We start from the raw sequence: 15,380 nt of genomic DNA on the forward strand, positions 1-15,380 counted from the left end.
GCCGTTTGTTCGGGCCGGACAGGCTCTTGCGCGGGGTCTCCTGTCCGCTGCGAACTGGCCGGTGTTCAGACGGCGGCCTTCTTCAGCCGGCGGCGCTCGCGCTCCGAAAGACCGCCCCAGATTCCGAACCGCTCGTCGTTCGCCAGTGCGTACTCAAGGCATTCCGAGCGAACCTCACAGGCGAGGCAGACCTTCTTGGCCTCTCGCGTGGAGCCGCCCTTCTCGGGGAAGAAGGACTCGGGATCGGTCTGGGCGCACAGCGCGCGCTCCTGCCAGCCGAGTTCCTCGTCCGCGTCCTCGACCAGCAGTTCCTGAACCAGCTCGGTCATGTGCGCCCCTCGTCTGTCTGTGCGTCCCCGTGGTGCTTGCCGTTACCGATTTCGGCTGAACGACACGAGTGAAATTACAAGTGTGCCGATCCGGGCCAGTCAAGCCGAGATCTGCTATTGGGCCCCTTATTCACCCTGCGGAACCAAGGTAATGCGGAAAGTGTTCAAATCGGCATAAACCCTGACAGCCGTCAGCGTCCATCCCGAGGCGCCCCGCAACCGCTCTCACCGGACGCCTTCACCAGGGAAGGACGCCACGGAGATCGGTGCCGTTGCGACCGGCCCCCCGAAGCGAAGCGGATCACATTCGGGTCACGGGATCACAACGGGGTTTACGAGCCGGTCGCGCCGGTTGAAGCCCAACGTGTCCCCTGGGTGTCCCGTGTACCCCGTGCACAAACCTTTCACCTCACAGAACAACCGGATGAGGTGAAACATATCTCGCATAGCGGACATAGAGTTGACAGAGAAGGTGTGAGCCGGTCTTCTAGTGGGCATGCTCGCGAACTTGACACTCTCGACGACCCGCACCAGCGGGCTCCTCGGTGCTGTCCACGCGCGCTGTCGTTGTTCCTGTTCCAGCTGTTGAGGCTGCCCGCTTCCGGCTGTTGAGCCCGCTTAGGCGCCGTATCGCCGCCCGAGCCGCTTTTCCCGTCCTTGGCCCTGCGGCCTCCTTCTGTTCCCTCGCATTTGCTCCAGCGACTCCCGACACTCACGTTGAGGAACCACCGCACCATGAACAGCGACAGCGACCTCCAGATCGCCGGCGACATCCTCGAAGTCACGCACCTCCTGCAGCCCGCCCGCGAGCACCCGGCCACGGTGGCCGAGTTCGTCGGCATGGCCCGCACGATCGCGGCCGACCGCGCCCAGTGGGCCCACCTCGTCGAGTACGACGCGACGAGCCGGTGGTACCACCGCCTGCGCACGGGGCCGGGATACGAGGTCTGGCTGCTCTCCTGGGTACCCGGACAGGGCAGCGGGCCGCACGACCACGGGCCCTCCTCCGGCGTACTCACCGTCCTGGAGGGCGAACTGACGGAGCGTACGGAGCGCGGACAGCGTGCGCTCGGCGCGGGCGCCCAGCGTGTGTTCGCGCCCGGCTACGTCCACGACGTCGTCAACGACTCCCTGGAGCCCGCCGTCAGCCTGCACGTCTACTACCCCGGCCTGACCGACATGCCGATGCACGCGGCGCGGTGCGGCGTACGGGAGACCGCTCCGGCGGCCGGAGATGTCGTAACCGCCTGACGCGCTGTCGTATGTGCCTGACATGCTTGGGCTCATGCGCATTGTGGTCCTGGCCGGCGGTATCGGCGGCGCCCGTTTCCTCCGCGGGCTCAAGAAAGCCGCGCCTGACGCGGACATCACCGTCATCGGCAACACCGGTGACGACATCCACCTGTTCGGCCTCAAGGTCTGCCCCGACCTCGACACCGTGATGTACACCCTCGGCGGCGGCATCAACGAAGAGCAGGGCTGGGGTCGTACGGACGAGACATTCAAGGTCAAGGAAGAACTCGCCGCCTACGGAGTGGGGCCCGAGTGGTTCGGGCTCGGCGACAGGGACTTCGCCACCCACATCGTGCGGACGCAGATGCTGGCCGCCGGATACCCGCTCAGCGCGGTGACGGAAGCGCTGTGCGAGCGCTGGCAGCCGGGCGTGCGGCTCATCCCGATGTCGGACGACCGCGTCGAGACGCATGTCGCCGTCACGATCGACGGCGAGCAGAAGGCCGTGCACTTCCAGGAGTACTGGGTGCGCCTGAGGGCGTCCGTGGACGCGCAGGCCGTCGTGCCGGTCGGCGCGGAACAGGCCAAGCCCGCGCCCGGCGTCCTGGAGGCCATCGCCGAGGCGGACATCGTGCTCTTCCCGCCGTCCAACCCCGTGGTGAGCGTCGGCACGATCCTCGCCGTGCCGGGGATCCGCGAGGCCATCGCCGACGCGGGCGTGCCCGTCGTCGGGCTCTCCCCCATCGTCGGGGACGCGCCCGTGCGGGGCATGGCCGACAAGGTGCTCGCCGCGGTGGGCGTGGAGTCCTCGGCCGCCGCGGTCGCCGAGCACTACGGAAGCGGGCTGCTTGACGGGTGGCTCGTCGACACGGTGGACGCCGGGGTCGTGGAGCGGGTCGAGTCGGCGGGCATCCGGTGCCGGGCGATTCCGCTGATGATGAGCGACGCCGACGCCACCGCCGAGATGGCGCGGGCGGCGCTCGCTTTGGCGGAGGATGTGCGCGCGTGAGCTTCTCGGACGCTGATTCGGACACGGGCTCGGACGCGGGTTCTGACACGGATGTGGATGCCGGGGCTTCGCCGTCGTTTCGGGTGTGGGCCGTTCCCGGGCTGCCCGAGGTGCGGCAGGGGGACGATCTCGCCAAGCTGATCGCCGCCGCCGAGCCGGGGCTCGCCGACGGTGACGTGCTCCTGGTCACCTCGAAGATCGTCAGCAAGGCCGAGGGGCGGATCGTCGAGGCGAGCGACCGCGAGGCGGCGATCGACGCGGAGACGGTGCGGGTGGTGGCGCGGCGCGGCACTCTGCGCATCGTCGAGAACCGGCAGGGCCTTGTCATGGCCGCCGCCGGTGTCGACGCCTCCAACACTCCCGCCGGGACCGTGCTGTTGCTGCCCGAGGACGCCGACGCCTCGGCGCGCGCGGTGCGGGACGGGCTGCGGGACGTGCTGGGCGTGGACGTCGGGGTCGTGGTCACGGACACCTTCGGGCGGCCCTGGCGCAATGGCCTGACCGATGTCGCCATCGGGGCGGCGGGCGTGCGGGTCCTCGACGATCTGCGCGGGGGCGTCGACGCGTACGGCAATCCGCTGAGCGCGACGGTCGTCGCCACCGCTGACGAGTTGGCCGCCGCCGGGGATCTGGTCAAGGGGAAGGCTGCGGGGCTGCCGGTGGCGGTGGTCCGGGGGCTTTCGCATGTGGTGGACGGGGCTGGTGCGTTGCCGTCCGGTGACGGGGCTGGTGCGTCGTCGTCCGGTGACGGGGCTGGTGGGTCTGCTGGCGGGGCTCGCGCCATGGTGCGTAGTTCGCGGGACGACATGTTCCGGCTCGGGACGTCCGAGGCCGTACGGGAGGCCGTGACGCAGCGGCGGACCGTCCGGGAGTTCACGGACGAGCCGGTGGACCCCGGGGCCGTCAGGCGGGCCGTGGCGGCGGCCGTGACCGCACCGGCGCCGCATCACACGACGCCGTGGCGGTTCGTCCTGCTGGAGTCCGAGGAGTCGCGGGTGCGGCTGCTCGACGCGATGCGGGACGCGTGGGTCGCGGACCTGCGGCGGGACGGCAAGTCCGCGGAGTCCATCGCGAAGCGGGTGCGGCGGGGGGACGTCCTGCGCAGGGCGCCCTATCTGGTGGTGCCCTGCATGGTCATGGACGGCTCCCATACGTACGGGGACGAGCGGCGGGACGCGGCCGAGCGGGAGATGTTCGTGGTCGCCGCGGGGGCCGGGGTGCAGAACTTCCTTGTGGCTCTCGCCGGGGAGCGGCTGGGGTCCGCGTGGGTCTCGTCGACGATGTTCTGCCGGGATGTCGTACGGGAGGTTCTCGGGCTTCCGGGGTCGTGGGACCCGATGGGGGCGGTGGCCGTGGGGCATGCGGCGGGGGAGCCTGCGGCTCGGGCTGCGCGGGGTGTGGGGGGCTTCGTCCGGGTGCTTTGATCTCGCCGGGGGGCGTTGGAACTGGGGGCCCGGGGGGCTCGGGGGGCTTGGGGCTTTTCGCTTGGCTGCGGGCTGGTGGGGGCTTGTCGCGCAGTTCCCCGCGCCCCTGAAAAGGCTGCTTCTTCGGCTGCGGGTGCGTCGTGGTTGCTCGCGCCGTTCCCCGCGCCCCTTACGGGGCCCCGGCCGCCCCTCGGCCGCGGGCTCGTCGTCGGTCCTCACGCCGTTCCCCGCGCCCCTTACGGGGCCCCGGCCGCCCCTCGGCCGCGGGCTCGTCGTCGTTGCTCGCGGCGTTCCCCGCGCCCCTTACGGGGCTCGTTCCCCGCGGACCCCTTACGGGGCTCCTGGTGTTCTCCCCTGGCTCCCTTGCAGAGAGTCAGAGTTTGGAGATGTCGAACTTTGGCATTCCCGGTTTTCTGCGGGACGGGATTCGGCCGCTCAGGAGGATCAGGCGGGCCGCCCGGTGGCGCTGGCCCGCGTAGGGGGTCAGGAGGCGCAGCATTTCCTCGTCGTCCGCCGTGCGGTCGTCCGCCAGGGCGTGGCCGATGATGCCCGGCAGATGGAGATCGCCCACCGTGACCGCGTCCGGGGCGCCGTTGCTGCGCTGGATCGTCTCCGCCGACGTCCACGGGCCGATCCCCGGGATCAGTTCCAGGCGGGCCTGCGCCTGGAGCGGCTGCATCGTCGCCGCCTCCTCCATGCGCGCGGCCACGCGTGCCGCCCGCAGGATCGTCGACGCGCGTTTGTCGTCCACGCCCGCCTTGTGCCACTCCCAGGACGGGATCAGGGTCCATGTCCTCGGCTCCGGCATGACGTGCATGCGCAGCTGGGCGGGGACCGGACCGGGGGCCGCTTCGCCGAACTTGCGGACCAGGAGGCGCCACGCGCGGTACGCCTCGTCCGTCGTGACCTTCTGTTCCAGGATCGACGGGATCAGGGACTCCAGGACCAGGCCCGTACGGATCAGGCGGAGGCCGGGGCGCCGGTGTGCCGTCACCGCGAGGAGGCGGTGGCGGGGGACGAACGCCTCCGGGGCGTCCGATTCGCCAAGGAGGTCGGGGAGTTGGTCCAGGAGCCAGGCGGCTCCCGGGCCCCACGCCTCCGCCTCCACCGACTCCGCGCGCTGGGCGACCCGCAGCGTGCCGGGGCCTTCCGGGGTGCGGCTGGCTCGCCAGGCCGAGCCGTCGGGGGTCGCCCGGAACGTGGGGTCCGCGGGTCCCCTTCGCAGCGGGCCCAGGGTCAGGCCCAGGTTCAGGGGGTAGGGCGGGGTCCATGTCCGGGTCTGTCCCGCCGAAGGGCGACGGGGCACTCCCCTGGGTACGACCGTTTCGCCGCCGCGCACCGTGGTGCGGGTGGGGGTGGAGCGGGGGGCGAAACGGGATGACATCTGTATGAGGGTAAGGGCTTCTGTTTACCCGGCTCCGCCCTTTCCCGTTCCCCGGCTGCGCCCCTTCCCGGAAACCGGCCGGGCGCCCGGGCCTCGCGTGTCACACATCACCGGCTACGCCGGGGTCGTCACTGGTCCGACGAGAAACGCACCGCCCCCGCCGGCAGCCCCGCCCCGCACCACACCCGTACGCCCTCGCGGAGTTCGTTGTCGGGGCCGACGTCCGCGCCGTCGCCGATGACCGCGCCCGCCAGGACCGTGCGGGCGCCCACCCTCGCGCCCTCGCCGATCAGGGACTCCGTGATCACGGCGTTGGGTTCGACGACCGCGCCCGCGAGGATCGTGCTGCCGTCCACCCTGGCTCCTTCGCCGATCACCGCGTGCTCGCCGACGACCGTGCCGCCGGTGAGCTTCGCGTCCGGTGCGACCGTGGCGGTCGGCAGGACCAGGCTGTCGCCGCAGCGGCCGGGGATCGCGGGGGACGGGGCGCGGCCGAGTACCAGGTCGGCGGAGCCGCGTACGAAGGCCCGGGGCGTGCCCAGGTCCAGCCAGTACGTGGAGTCGACCATGCCCTGGAGGTGGGCTCCGGAGGCGAGCAGGTCGGGGAACGTCTCGCGTTCGACCGAGACCGGGCGGCCTGCCGGGATCGTGTCGATGACCGAGCGGCGGAACACGTACGCGCCCGCGTTGATCTGGTCGGTGACGATCTCCTCGGGCGTCTGCGGCTTCTCCAGGAAGGCCTGCACCCGTCCCGTTCCGTCGGTCGGCACGAGGCCGTACGCGCGGGGATCGTCGACCTTCGTGAGGTGCAGGGAGACGTCCGCCCCCGACTCCTCGTGCGTCGCGACCAGGGCGCGGATGTCGAGGCCGGTGAGGATGTCGCCGTTGAAGATCAGGACCGGGTCCTCGGGCCCCGAGCGCAGGCGCGATGCCACGTTGCGGATCGCGCCGCCCGTGCCGAGGGGCTCGGTCTCCGTGACGTACTCGATGTGGAGACCGAGCGCCGAGCCGTCGCCGAAGTACGGCTCGAAGACCTCGGCGAGGTACGAGGTCGCCAGGACGATGTGCTCCACGCCTGCCGCGCGGGCCCGCGCCAGCTGGTGGGTGAGGAACGGGACGCCTGCCGCCGGAACCATCGGTTTGGGTGTGTGCACCGTGAGCGGACGCAGCCGGGTGCCCTTGCCGCCGACCAGGAGGATCGCTTCTGTCACCTGTCGTCTCTGCTTCCTGCTGGGGCCGGCCGAACTTGAGTCGCGGCCGGCCAGTGTATGCAGATGGCTTTGCAGATCGTGCAGTGCGCTGTGCGGGTCGTGCGGTGTGCGGGTCGTGCGGCGCGCTCCGGCCTCAGCGGCCCTGGAGGCGGGCCGAGGTCGACCGGGTGCTGCCCAGCTTCTTGTAGAGCCGGACACCGGGGCATTCCGTACGGAAACCGTCACGGTGCCCGGAGATTACCTGGAGGCGGACGTTCTTGCCTTTCTTGTACAGATTGCCACCCCCGGACTTCAGATATGTCGTTCCTCGCGGGTTCGCTCCGTACAGGCCGAGTTTCCATGCGGTCAGGCGGGCGATCGCGTTCACCGCGGCCGTGGGCGGGTTGACGGAGCTGTAGCTGCCGATGACGGCGATGCCCGTGCTGTTGGTGTTGAAACCGAGAGTGTGGGCCCCGAGGACGGGCTTGGCCACACCTCCGGCACGCCCTTCGTAGATGTTTCCGCACTTGTCGACCGCGAAGTTGTAGCCGAAGTCACGCCAGCCGCTGCTCTTGACGTGGTAGCGGTAAATGCTGCGCAGCACGGATCCCGCCTGTGAGCAGCGATAGTTGTTCCCGGACGCGCTGTGGTGGACGAAGGCGGCCTTCACCGTCTTGGTGTACGCGAACTTCTTCTCGCGCAGTTTCTCGTCCGCGCCCCAGCCCTTGCGCGTGATGATGCGCGGCCGGGGCCCCACGTAGGGCTTGCCCTTGTCGTCGGCCCGTTCCGGGGCGCCGCGGGTCGCGGTGAGCTCGGCCTCCGTCTCCGCCTTGCTGAGCGCGGGAAGGACGGCGGCGTTCTCGCCGGTCATGGCCGCCGAGTGGGCACCGGCCGGCCCGGCGTCCTGCGGGGCCGGCTCGGCGCCGGGGTCGACGAGTTCGACGCGCAGGCCTTCCGGAAGGACCTGGTCGGCGGGCACCCCCGCGAGCGCGCGGTGCCGGTCGGCCTCGCTTCCGTGCCGTTGGGCCGCCTCGCCCCGTACGCGGATCTCGACCCCGTCCGAGTCGCCGACCCACAGTGGTGCGGTGGAGCCGCGGACCCGGCCCGAGGCACGCTCCTCGGCGTCCGGGTCGGCGGCGTGCTCGTGGTTGTGCGTCTCCACGGACTGCCAGGCGGACCAGTTGTCGGTGCCGGAGGCACGCGTGCGGACCTGGACGCTGCCGTGCAGTTCGGCCTCCGGGTCGTCCCAGATGACGCCGACGAGGGAGAAGGGCCGGACCTCTCGCTGGAGCAGGCCCTGTTCGTTGGAGGAGCCGCCGCCCGGTGAGCGGTCGGAGCCGAGCGGGCCGAGCCGGAGCGACTGGGTACTGCCCGCAACCGACTCCGCGGACCGCCCGGCCTGCGACCGGGCCGGAGTCCCGGCACGGGCGTCGGACGACGGCAGGGTGAGAGGGAGCGCCAGGGCGGCAGCGCATGTGACGCCGATCGAGGAAGCAAGAAATCCACGCATACGACTGATAGTTGGCATAGATGAGCATTTCTGTCCATTGCGGAATTGACGGGTCGTCTGTTCGTGTCCTCCGAACCGGTGGCCCGCGCTCCCCCGCCACGCCCGGGCCGACGAAGCGCGCGCGTACCCTTGCGCCCGTGAACGCCACCGACCGCACCCCTGCCGACCTGCTGCGATCCGCGCTCGCCGCGGACCCGGGCCGCCCGCTCATCACCTTCTACGACGACGCCACCGGCGAGCGCGTGGAATTGTCCGTGGCCACCTTCGCCAATTGGGTGGCCAAGACCGCCAATCTGCTCCAGGGCGATCTCGCCGCCGAGCCCGGCGACCGGCTCGCCCTGCTGCTGCCCGCGCACTGGCAGACGGCCGTATGGCTGCTCGCCTGTTCGTCCGTCGGCGTCGTCGCGGACGTGGGCGGCGACCCGGCCGGCGCCGACCTCGTCGTCAGCGGGCCCGGATCGCTCGACGCCGCGCGGGCCTGCTCCGGGGAGCGGGTCGCACTCGCGCTCCGGCCGCTCGGGGGGCGTTTTCCGCAGACCCCCGAAGGCTTCGCCGACTACGCCGTCGAGGTGCCGGGCCAGGGCGACCGCTTCGCCCCGTACGCGCCCGTCGACCCGGACGAGACCGCCCTCGCCGTCGGCGGCGCAGGCGAGCTGACGGGTGCCGAGCTGGTGGAGCGGGCCCGCGCCGATGCCGGGGCCCTGGGGCTCGCGCCCGGCTCCAGGCTGCTCTCGGGTCTTTCGTACGACACCTGGGAGGGCCTGAGCTCCGGCCTGTACGCCCCGCTGGCGGCGGGCGGCTCCGTGGTGCTCTGCCGCCATCTCGACCAGCTGTCCGGGGACGGCCTCGCGAAGCGGATCGAGGACGAGCGGGTCACCGCAAAGACCGGCTGACACCCCCCGTTCGGCCCACCAGGGCCCCTGGCCCGGAGGCCCCCGGCGTCACGTCGGTCCATGGTCGTAGAAGCGCACCTTGCACCGACGTCGCGATGAGGGGTGGACGTATACGTGTCCGACACCGCAGGCATGCCCGCCGGACCGGATCGCCCGGACCCGGACGGGGCCCTGCCTGAGCCGCCGGGCACACACGCACCCGGCGCGGGCTCCAGCCCCACCGGTGAGGGCATCGCCCGGCGCAGGCGGCGCTGGCTGCGCTGGACGGCCGTGGGGGCGGCCGGGGTCGTCCTGGTGGCCGGGGGCGCCGGGTGGGCGATCTACAAGAAGCTCGACGGCAACATCACCAAGGACACGGACGCCGCCGCCGAGCTGGCCCGCTACGAGAAGGAACGCCCGACAGCCCTGGTGCACGGCGCGCAGAACATCCTGCTCATCGGCTCCGACACCCGGGCCGGCCGGGGCAACAAGAAGTACGGCCGCGATCGGGGCACCCAGCGCTCGGACACCACGATCCTGCTGCACCTGGCGGCCGACCGGAAGAGCGCGACCGCGGTGTCGATCCCGCGGGACGTGATGGTGGACCTGCCCAGTTGCCGCAAGCCGGACGGCTCGCGGACGCGGGCGCGGTTCGCCCAGTTCAACTGGGCGTACCAAGCCGGCGGGACGGCCTGCACCATTCGTACGATCGAGAAGATGACGAAGATCCGTGTCGACCATCACATGGTCGTGGACTTCGCCGGGTTCAAGGACATGGTCGACGCGGTCGACGGCGTACAGGTCTGCCTCAGGCGGCCGATCAACGACTCCGACGCCCATCTGAAGATCGCCGCGGGCATGCAGACCCTCAACGGCGAACAGGCGCTCGGCTATGTGCGGGCCCGCAAGAGCATCGGCAACGGCAGCGACACCGACCGGATGGACCGCCAGCAGCAGTTCCTCGCGGCACTCGTCAACAAGGTGCAGAGCAATGACGTCCTGCTCAATCCGGGGAAGCTCTATCCCGTACTCGACGCGGCCACTTCTTCGCTGACGACGGACCCCGCGCTGGCGAGTTTGCGTGGTTTGTACGAACTGGTGCGCGGCATGCGCAACATCCCCACAGAACAGGTGCAGTTCCTCACGGTGCCGCGGCGGTCCTATGCCTACGACGCCAATCGGGATGAACTCGTCCAGCCCGCGGCGTCCGGCCTTTTCTCGCGTCTGCGCACGGACGAACCCCTCCAGGTGTCACCCGAGGAGCCCGAGCCGAGCACCGGCAACGAACAGGCGGAGAGCGGCCGGAGCGGCACATCGGAGCCCGGCGGGGACGACGAGTACAGCGAGTCCGACGGATACGACGAGTACGACTACGAGAGCGACGAGAAGCCGGACGACCCCGCCGATACGCCGAGCCCCGCTCCCACATTCCGCGGCAACACGGCTGCCGGAACGACCTGCGAGTAAAGCCATGCTCAAGCGCAAGACCGCCCGCACAAAGAAATAGGGCGGATTGCCCAGTTGTAGGGGAGTGGAATTTGTCACCGACGTCGTTCAGCGCTGAACTGGCCGGATAGTGTGAGCGATCCGGTGCGCCCGGCCCTTCGCGGCCGCGCACCGCTTGACGACTGACCGAGCGCCTTGACTGAGGGGGGAAAGGCGCCGCGTGGCCCCGACGGAGGACGCAAACAACCGTGGACGCGCAAGGCCGTGGGCGGGCGGAGAACATCGATCCCGCAGACCAGTGGGTGCTCAACCCGAACACCGGCGACTACGAACTGCGACTGACCCCCTCCGGAGGGCAGTCGGCGGTGCCCGGACCCCGCAGATCTACGCGGTCCTCGCCACGCCAGGGAACGCGCGGCCGTGACGGCCGCCGCGACGAGCGCCGTGACGAGCAGCGGGACGTGCCGCCGCAGCGCAGACGGCGGCCTCCGCAGCCGGAGGCCGCGGGCGGACGGCGCAAGCAGAAGCCGAAGAAGTCCAAGGGCAAGAAGGCCCTGATGTGGACGGGCGGCTCCCTCGCCTTCGCCCTGGTCGCCGCGGGCACCGGCGGGTACCTCTACTACCAGCACCTCAACGACAACATCAATTCGATCGCCGACGACGGCGCGAGCACCGGCGGCTTCAGCAAGGACCGCGCCATCAACATCCTGGTGATGGGCACGGACAAGCGCAGCGGCGAGGGCAACGAGAAGTACGGCGACAAGGGGAGCGTCGGCCACGCCGACACGACGATCCTGCTGCACGTCTCCAAGGACCGCACGAACGCCACCGCGTTGAGCATTCCGCGTGACATGATCACGGACATTCCGGACTGCCCGACGACGATGGAGGACGGCAGCAAGAAGACGATCACCGGCACGAAGGGCGCTCGCTTCAACGAGAGCCTCGGGCAGAAGGACCGCACGCCGAGCTGCACCATGCGTACGGTCACGGAGATCACCGGGATAGTCCCCGACCACTTCATGGTGGCGGACTTCAACGCGGTCAAGACGCTCTCCAGCGCGGTCGGCGGCGTGGACGTCTGTCTTGCCAAGGACATCGACGACCCGGACTCGCACCTGAAGCTGCCCAAGGGCGAGCACACCATCGAGGGCGAGCAGGCCCTGGCGTTCGTCCGTACGCGGCACTCCGTGGGCACCGGCGGCGACTTGAGCCGCATCGAGCTCCAGCAGCAGTTCCTCAGCTCGCTGATGCGCAAGCTCAAGTCGAACGACACGCTCACGAACCCGAAGAAGATGATCGACCTCGCGGAAGCGGGCACCGAGGCGCTCACGGTCGACTCCAAGATCGCTGACATAATGAGACTCCGTGACCTGGGCATGGAGCTCGGCAAGCTCGACATGAAGAACCTGACGTTCGCGACCGTGCCCGTGGTCGACAACCCGGCGGAGAAGGTCCACACGACGGTCGTGGTGAACAAGGCCAAGGCCGACCCGCTGTTCGCCATGATGCGCGCCGACGAGTCGCTCACCGCGGTGAAGAAGAAGGAGAAGAAGGAGAAGGCGGCGGTCGCCGCACGCCTCAAGGGCAAGAAGTCCGCCGCCGCCGATGTGCGGGTCAACATCTACAACGGCAGCGGCAAGACCGGCGCCGCTCAGGCAACTCTCACGTACTTGCAGAACACTGAGGGCATGTCCAAAGCCAGCCAGCTCGGCAACGCGCCGTCCGAACTCAAGAAGACGACGCTGGAGTACGCCCCCGACCAGGCCGATCAGGCCCGGCGGCTCGCCGACGTCATGGGGCTCTCCGGCTCCGCGATGAAGCCCGGCAAGAGCGAGAAGAACTCGCAGGGTCTCCCCGCCATCAAACTGACGCTCGGCGGCGACTTCAAGGGAGCCGGGGTTTCGATCAGTGCTCCGGCGAAGGCGCCGAAGGACATCCAGAAGGTCGAAGCGGACAAGACTGTGTGTGCCAAGTGACCTGAAGCGGCCATTCTGCGTCTGACAAGGCGCAGGATGGCCGTAATTCGGGCTGGCGCGGGGAGCGCCGGGGGGCGCGGGGAGGGGCAGGGGATGGGGAAGAGCAGCGTGCGTGGGGAGGGGGCGCGACAACGCGCCCCGCACGCCAGTGATCTTGGCTTGGAAGAAGGCCCGCGGGACGAGGGCGGGAAACCGTCGGCGGACGGCGGGAAGCAGCGGCACCGCGGCGGGAACGGCGGCCCGCGGGCACCGCGTCCCAGACGCCGGATACTCCGCTGGTCGGCGACGATCCTGTCGGTGCTGATCCTCGGCACGGCCGGCGTCGGATACCTCTGGTACCAGCACCTGAACAACAACCTGGAGACCGACGAGCTGAACATCGGCGAGGACCGGGCCCCCGAACCCACGCCGAACGCCGCGGGGCAGACTCCGCTGAACATCCTGCTCATCGGCTCGGACGCGCGGGACTCCAAGGAGAACCAGAAGCTCGGCGGCGCCAAGGAGACCTTCGGCGGCACGCCGCTCGCCGACGTCCAGATGCTGCTGCACCTGTCGGCCGACCGCACCAACATGTCGGTCATCAGCATGCCGCGCGACACGCTCCTGGACATCCCCAAGTGCACCGACCCCGACGACGGCAAGGTCTACGAGGCGTCCACGCAGCGGACGATGACGAACCAGACGCTCGGCCGCGGCGGCCCCGGCTGCACGGTGGCCACCTGGGAGAAGCTCACGAACATCCACATCAACCACTTCATGGAGGTGGACTTCGCGGGTGTGGTCGACATGGCCGACGCCATCGGCGGCGTGCCCGTCTGCGTGGACGCCAACATCCACTCGCGCGACAGCCAGGGCCACGGTTCGGGACTGAAGCTCGAGAAGGGCACCACGTCCATCAAGGGCGAACAGGCCCTGCAGTGGCTGCGTACGCGCTACGGCTTCGACGACGGCAGCGACATCAGCCGCGCCAAGGCCCAGCACATGTACATGAACTCGCTCGTGCGCGAGCTGCGCGAGAACGCCGGTCTGAGCAGCCCCAACAAGCTGCGCAAGCTCGCCGAGACCGCTACCGGCGCGCTCAAGGTCGACGAGGGCCTCGGCAGCGTGAAGAAGCTCTTCGACCTGAGCAACGAGCTCAAGAAGGTCTCGCCGGAGCGGACCACGATGACGACCATGCCGTACGAGTACGTGGGCGCGCGCGTGATCCCCAAGCCGGGCGACGCCGAGCAGCTCTTCCGCCTCGTACGCGACGACATCCCGCTGGACGGCAAGGGCAGGAAGAAGCCCGCCAAGGAGAAGGTCTCGGACGACCCGGCGGCCGACGACGCCGAAATCGCGGTGCGAGTGCAGAACGGCACCCGTTCGGACACCGAGCCCCCGGTGAGCGGGCGGGCGTCCACGATCACCCAGCTCCTCGCGGGGAAGGGCTTCGCCAAGGCGACGGCCGATTCGACGACGGTCCTCGCTCGGGAGAAGACCGTCGTCATGTTCCCCAGCGCCGAACTGGAGGGCGACGCCCAGCGGGTCGCCAAGTCCCTCGGCATGAAGCTGAGTTCGGTGAAGAAGTCGACGGACGTCTCCGGGGTGACCCTGGTCGTCGGCGCCGACTGGCGGGAGGGCAACACCTACCCCAAGCAGAAGCAGGACGACAAGACGCCTGATTCGGCCGACGCGCTCAACGGCTCGGACAAGAAGGCCTGCATGCACGTGAACCCGAAGTTCACCTGGGAGTGACACGGAGAGACCCGGCCCGCCGGTGGCGGGCCGGGTCTCTCCGGCTGTGTCCGGGCCTGGCCGGAACGGTGCCTCAGGCCTCGCTGAGGACAGCCGGGCGCCGGGAGGCGATGACCTTCTTGGCGAGCGAGCGCGGGCTGGTCAGGAAGCCCCAGCCCCACGACATGTGCATGGTCGCGAGCGCCACCGGGATCTGGAGGCGCGCCTTCAGCGGAAGCCCCTTGCCCGCGGGCAGCGAGCCCGCCACGATCGCCGCCAAGTAGCCGCCGGGGACGACGAAGCCCCAGGGGGTGACCAGGGCGCCGACGACCACACCCGCCGCGATCGCGCAGACCGCGGTCGGCGGCGCGAGGTAGCGCAGGTTGATGGAGCCCTCGTGGTAGCGGGCGACGACGTGCCGCCAGCGGCCGTAGTCCTTGTACTGCTTGGCGAGGGCCTTCACGCTCGGCCGGGGGCGGTACTGCACCTTCAGCTCGGGCGAGAACCAGATGAGGCCGCCCGCCTCGCGGATGCGGAAGTTCAGCTCCCAGTCCTGGGCGCGGATGAACTCTTCGTTGTAGCCGCCCTGCTGTTCGAGGGCCTCGCGGCGGAAGACCCCCAGATACACGGTCTCCGCCTGCTGGGCCTCGCCACCGGTGTGGAAGGCCGCGTTGCCCACGCCGATCTTCGACGTCATGGCGGCGGCGACCGCGTGCTCCCAGTCGTTCTCGCCCTCGGCGTGCATGATGCCGCCGACGTTCTGCGCGCCGGTCTCCTCCAGGAGGCGTACGGCCGTCGCGATGTAGCCGGGCGAGAGGATGCCGTGGCCGTCCACGCGCACCACGATCGGGTGGCTTGAGGCCTTGATCGCGGCGTTCAGGGCCGCGGGCGTGCGGCCCGTGGGGTTCGGGACGGTCTGCACCTTCGCGCGGTTGCCCGCGGTCTCGGCGACCAGTTCGGCGGCGATCTCGTCGGTGCGGTCCGTGGAGGGACCGAGCGCGACGACGACCTCCATCTCACCGTCGTAATCCTGTTCGAGGATCGCGGAGACGGCAGCACGCAGATGCCGTTCCTCGTTGAGCACCGGCATGATCACGGAAACGGCAGGAAGCTGCACGTGGGGCGTCGCGTTCATCGGCGTCACGTTACCGCGAATGGGGGACACCGGCGCGCGCCGCCCGGCCTGCTGCCCCGGGTCGCAGATCGTATGGGCCTACGGTTCTGGCATCCCCCGGCCCATCGAGACCTTCCCCCACCCGTTCCGGCCAGGCCCGTCACCGCGGAGGTGTCC

At 70.1% G+C, this 15,380-nt stretch carries 12 protein-coding genes; 7 read left to right on the forward strand and 5 right to left on the reverse strand.

All coding sequences use genetic code 11. The annotated features are described in order from the left end of the window. Nucleotides 1-65: 65 nt before the first annotated feature. Nucleotides 66-329, reverse strand: a complete 264-nt coding sequence (locus tag IE226_RS24090) for a WhiB family transcriptional regulator (RefSeq protein WP_016642094.1) — start codon at nt 327-329, stop codon at nt 66-68. 735 nt (nt 330-1,064) lie between these two features. Here IE226_RS24090 and IE226_RS24095 point away from each other — a divergent pair. The 3 genes from IE226_RS24095 to IE226_RS24105 are packed head-to-tail and all read left to right on the forward strand — an operon-like array spanning nt 1,065 to nt 3,995. Then, nucleotides 1,065-1,580 (forward strand): cysteine dioxygenase, encoded by a 516-nt coding sequence (locus tag IE226_RS24095; RefSeq protein WP_190083437.1) that lies wholly within the window; start codon nt 1,065-1,067, stop codon nt 1,578-1,580. A gap of 34 nt (nt 1,581-1,614) precedes the next feature. After that, a complete protein-coding gene (gene cofD, locus IE226_RS24100) occupies nt 1,615-2,571 on the forward strand; it encodes a 2-phospho-L-lactate transferase (protein WP_190083438.1) in 957 nt (318 codons plus the stop codon). A 53-nt stretch (nt 2,572-2,624) separates the two neighbouring features. Continuing rightward, the gene (locus IE226_RS24105; protein WP_190083639.1) at nt 2,625-3,995 is read left to right on the forward strand and encodes a coenzyme F420-0:L-glutamate ligase; all 1,371 of its coding nucleotides are present in this window, start codon (nt 2,625-2,627) and stop codon (nt 3,993-3,995) included. A 373-nt stretch (nt 3,996-4,368) separates the two neighbouring features. Here the strand turns inward: IE226_RS24105 and IE226_RS24110 are convergent, their stop codons facing one another. The 3 genes from IE226_RS24110 to IE226_RS24120 all read right to left on the reverse strand — a co-directional run bounded on the left by IE226_RS24110 (nt 4,369) and on the right by IE226_RS24120 (nt 8,079). After that, nucleotides 4,369-5,379, reverse strand: coding sequence for a DNA-3-methyladenine glycosylase family protein (locus IE226_RS24110; RefSeq protein WP_190083439.1), 1,011 nt, complete (start codon nt 5,377-5,379; stop codon nt 4,369-4,371). Between the two features lie 128 nt (nt 5,380-5,507). Next, nucleotides 5,508-6,590 carry a mannose-1-phosphate guanylyltransferase gene (manB, locus tag IE226_RS24115; RefSeq protein ID WP_190083440.1) on the reverse strand — a complete coding sequence of 361 codons (1,083 nt, stop codon included), beginning with the start codon at nt 6,588-6,590 and terminating at the stop codon, nt 5,508-5,510. 133 nt (nt 6,591-6,723) lie between these two features. Continuing rightward, nucleotides 6,724-8,079 carry a peptidoglycan recognition protein family protein gene (locus tag IE226_RS24120; RefSeq protein ID WP_190083441.1) on the reverse strand — a complete coding sequence of 452 codons (1,356 nt, stop codon included), beginning with the start codon at nt 8,077-8,079 and terminating at the stop codon, nt 6,724-6,726. Nucleotides 8,080-8,216: 137 nt separating this feature from the next. Between IE226_RS24120 and IE226_RS24125 the strand changes: the two genes are divergently transcribed. From IE226_RS24125 to IE226_RS24140, 4 genes are all read left to right on the forward strand, one after another. Continuing rightward, nucleotides 8,217-8,972 (forward strand): TIGR03089 family protein, encoded by a 756-nt coding sequence (locus IE226_RS24125; protein ID WP_190083442.1) that lies wholly within the window; start codon nt 8,217-8,219, stop codon nt 8,970-8,972. A 114-nt stretch (nt 8,973-9,086) separates the two neighbouring features. Further along, the gene (locus IE226_RS24130) at nt 9,087-10,418 is read left to right on the forward strand and encodes an LCP family protein (RefSeq protein ID WP_229871507.1); all 1,332 of its coding nucleotides are present in this window, start codon (nt 9,087-9,089) and stop codon (nt 10,416-10,418) included. 227 nt (nt 10,419-10,645) lie between these two features. Next, nucleotides 10,646-12,376: an LCP family protein gene (locus IE226_RS24135; protein ID WP_190083443.1), complete on the forward strand. Its 1,731-nt coding sequence runs from the start codon at nt 10,646-10,648 to the stop codon at nt 12,374-12,376. Nucleotides 12,377-12,469: 93 nt separating this feature from the next. Then, nucleotides 12,470-14,110, forward strand: a complete 1,641-nt coding sequence (locus tag IE226_RS24140) for an LCP family protein (protein ID WP_190083444.1) — start codon at nt 12,470-12,472, stop codon at nt 14,108-14,110. 73 nt (nt 14,111-14,183) lie between these two features. On the opposite strand, the gene IE226_RS24145 is transcribed toward IE226_RS24140, so the two are convergent. Then, complete coding sequence (locus IE226_RS24145) at nt 14,184-15,224, reverse strand: glycosyltransferase family 2 protein (RefSeq protein ID WP_190083445.1); 1,041 nt, start codon at nt 15,222-15,224, stop codon at nt 14,184-14,186. Nucleotides 15,225-15,380: the final 156 nt, after the last annotated feature.

The sequence above is a fragment of the Streptomyces longisporoflavus genome, assembly GCF_014649775.1.
GTDB lineage: Bacteria > Actinomycetota > Actinomycetes > Streptomycetales > Streptomycetaceae > Streptomyces > Streptomyces longisporoflavus.

Bases quoted from the DNA above. Each gene is read 5' to 3' on its own strand.
- cofD (WP_190083438.1), top strand. From the start codon at position 1,615: ATGCGCATTGTGGTCCTGGCCGGCGGTATCGGCGGCGCCCGTTTCCTC.
- IE226_RS24120 (WP_190083441.1), bottom strand. From the start codon at position 8,079: ATGCGTGGATTTCTTGCTTCCTCGATCGGCGTCACATGCGCTGCCGCC.
- IE226_RS24145 (WP_190083445.1), bottom strand. From the start codon at position 15,224: ATGAACGCGACGCCCCACGTGCAGCTTCCTGCCGTTTCCGTGATCATG.
- IE226_RS24095 (WP_190083437.1), top strand. From the start codon at position 1,065: ATGAACAGCGACAGCGACCTCCAGATCGCCGGCGACATCCTCGAAGTC.
- IE226_RS24090 (WP_016642094.1), bottom strand. From the start codon at position 329: ATGACCGAGCTGGTTCAGGAACTGCTGGTCGAGGACGCGGACGAGGAA.
- IE226_RS24110 (WP_190083439.1), bottom strand. From the start codon at position 5,379: ATGTCATCCCGTTTCGCCCCCCGCTCCACCCCCACCCGCACCACGGTG.
- IE226_RS24140 (WP_190083444.1), top strand. From the start codon at position 12,470: ATGGGGAAGAGCAGCGTGCGTGGGGAGGGGGCGCGACAACGCGCCCCG.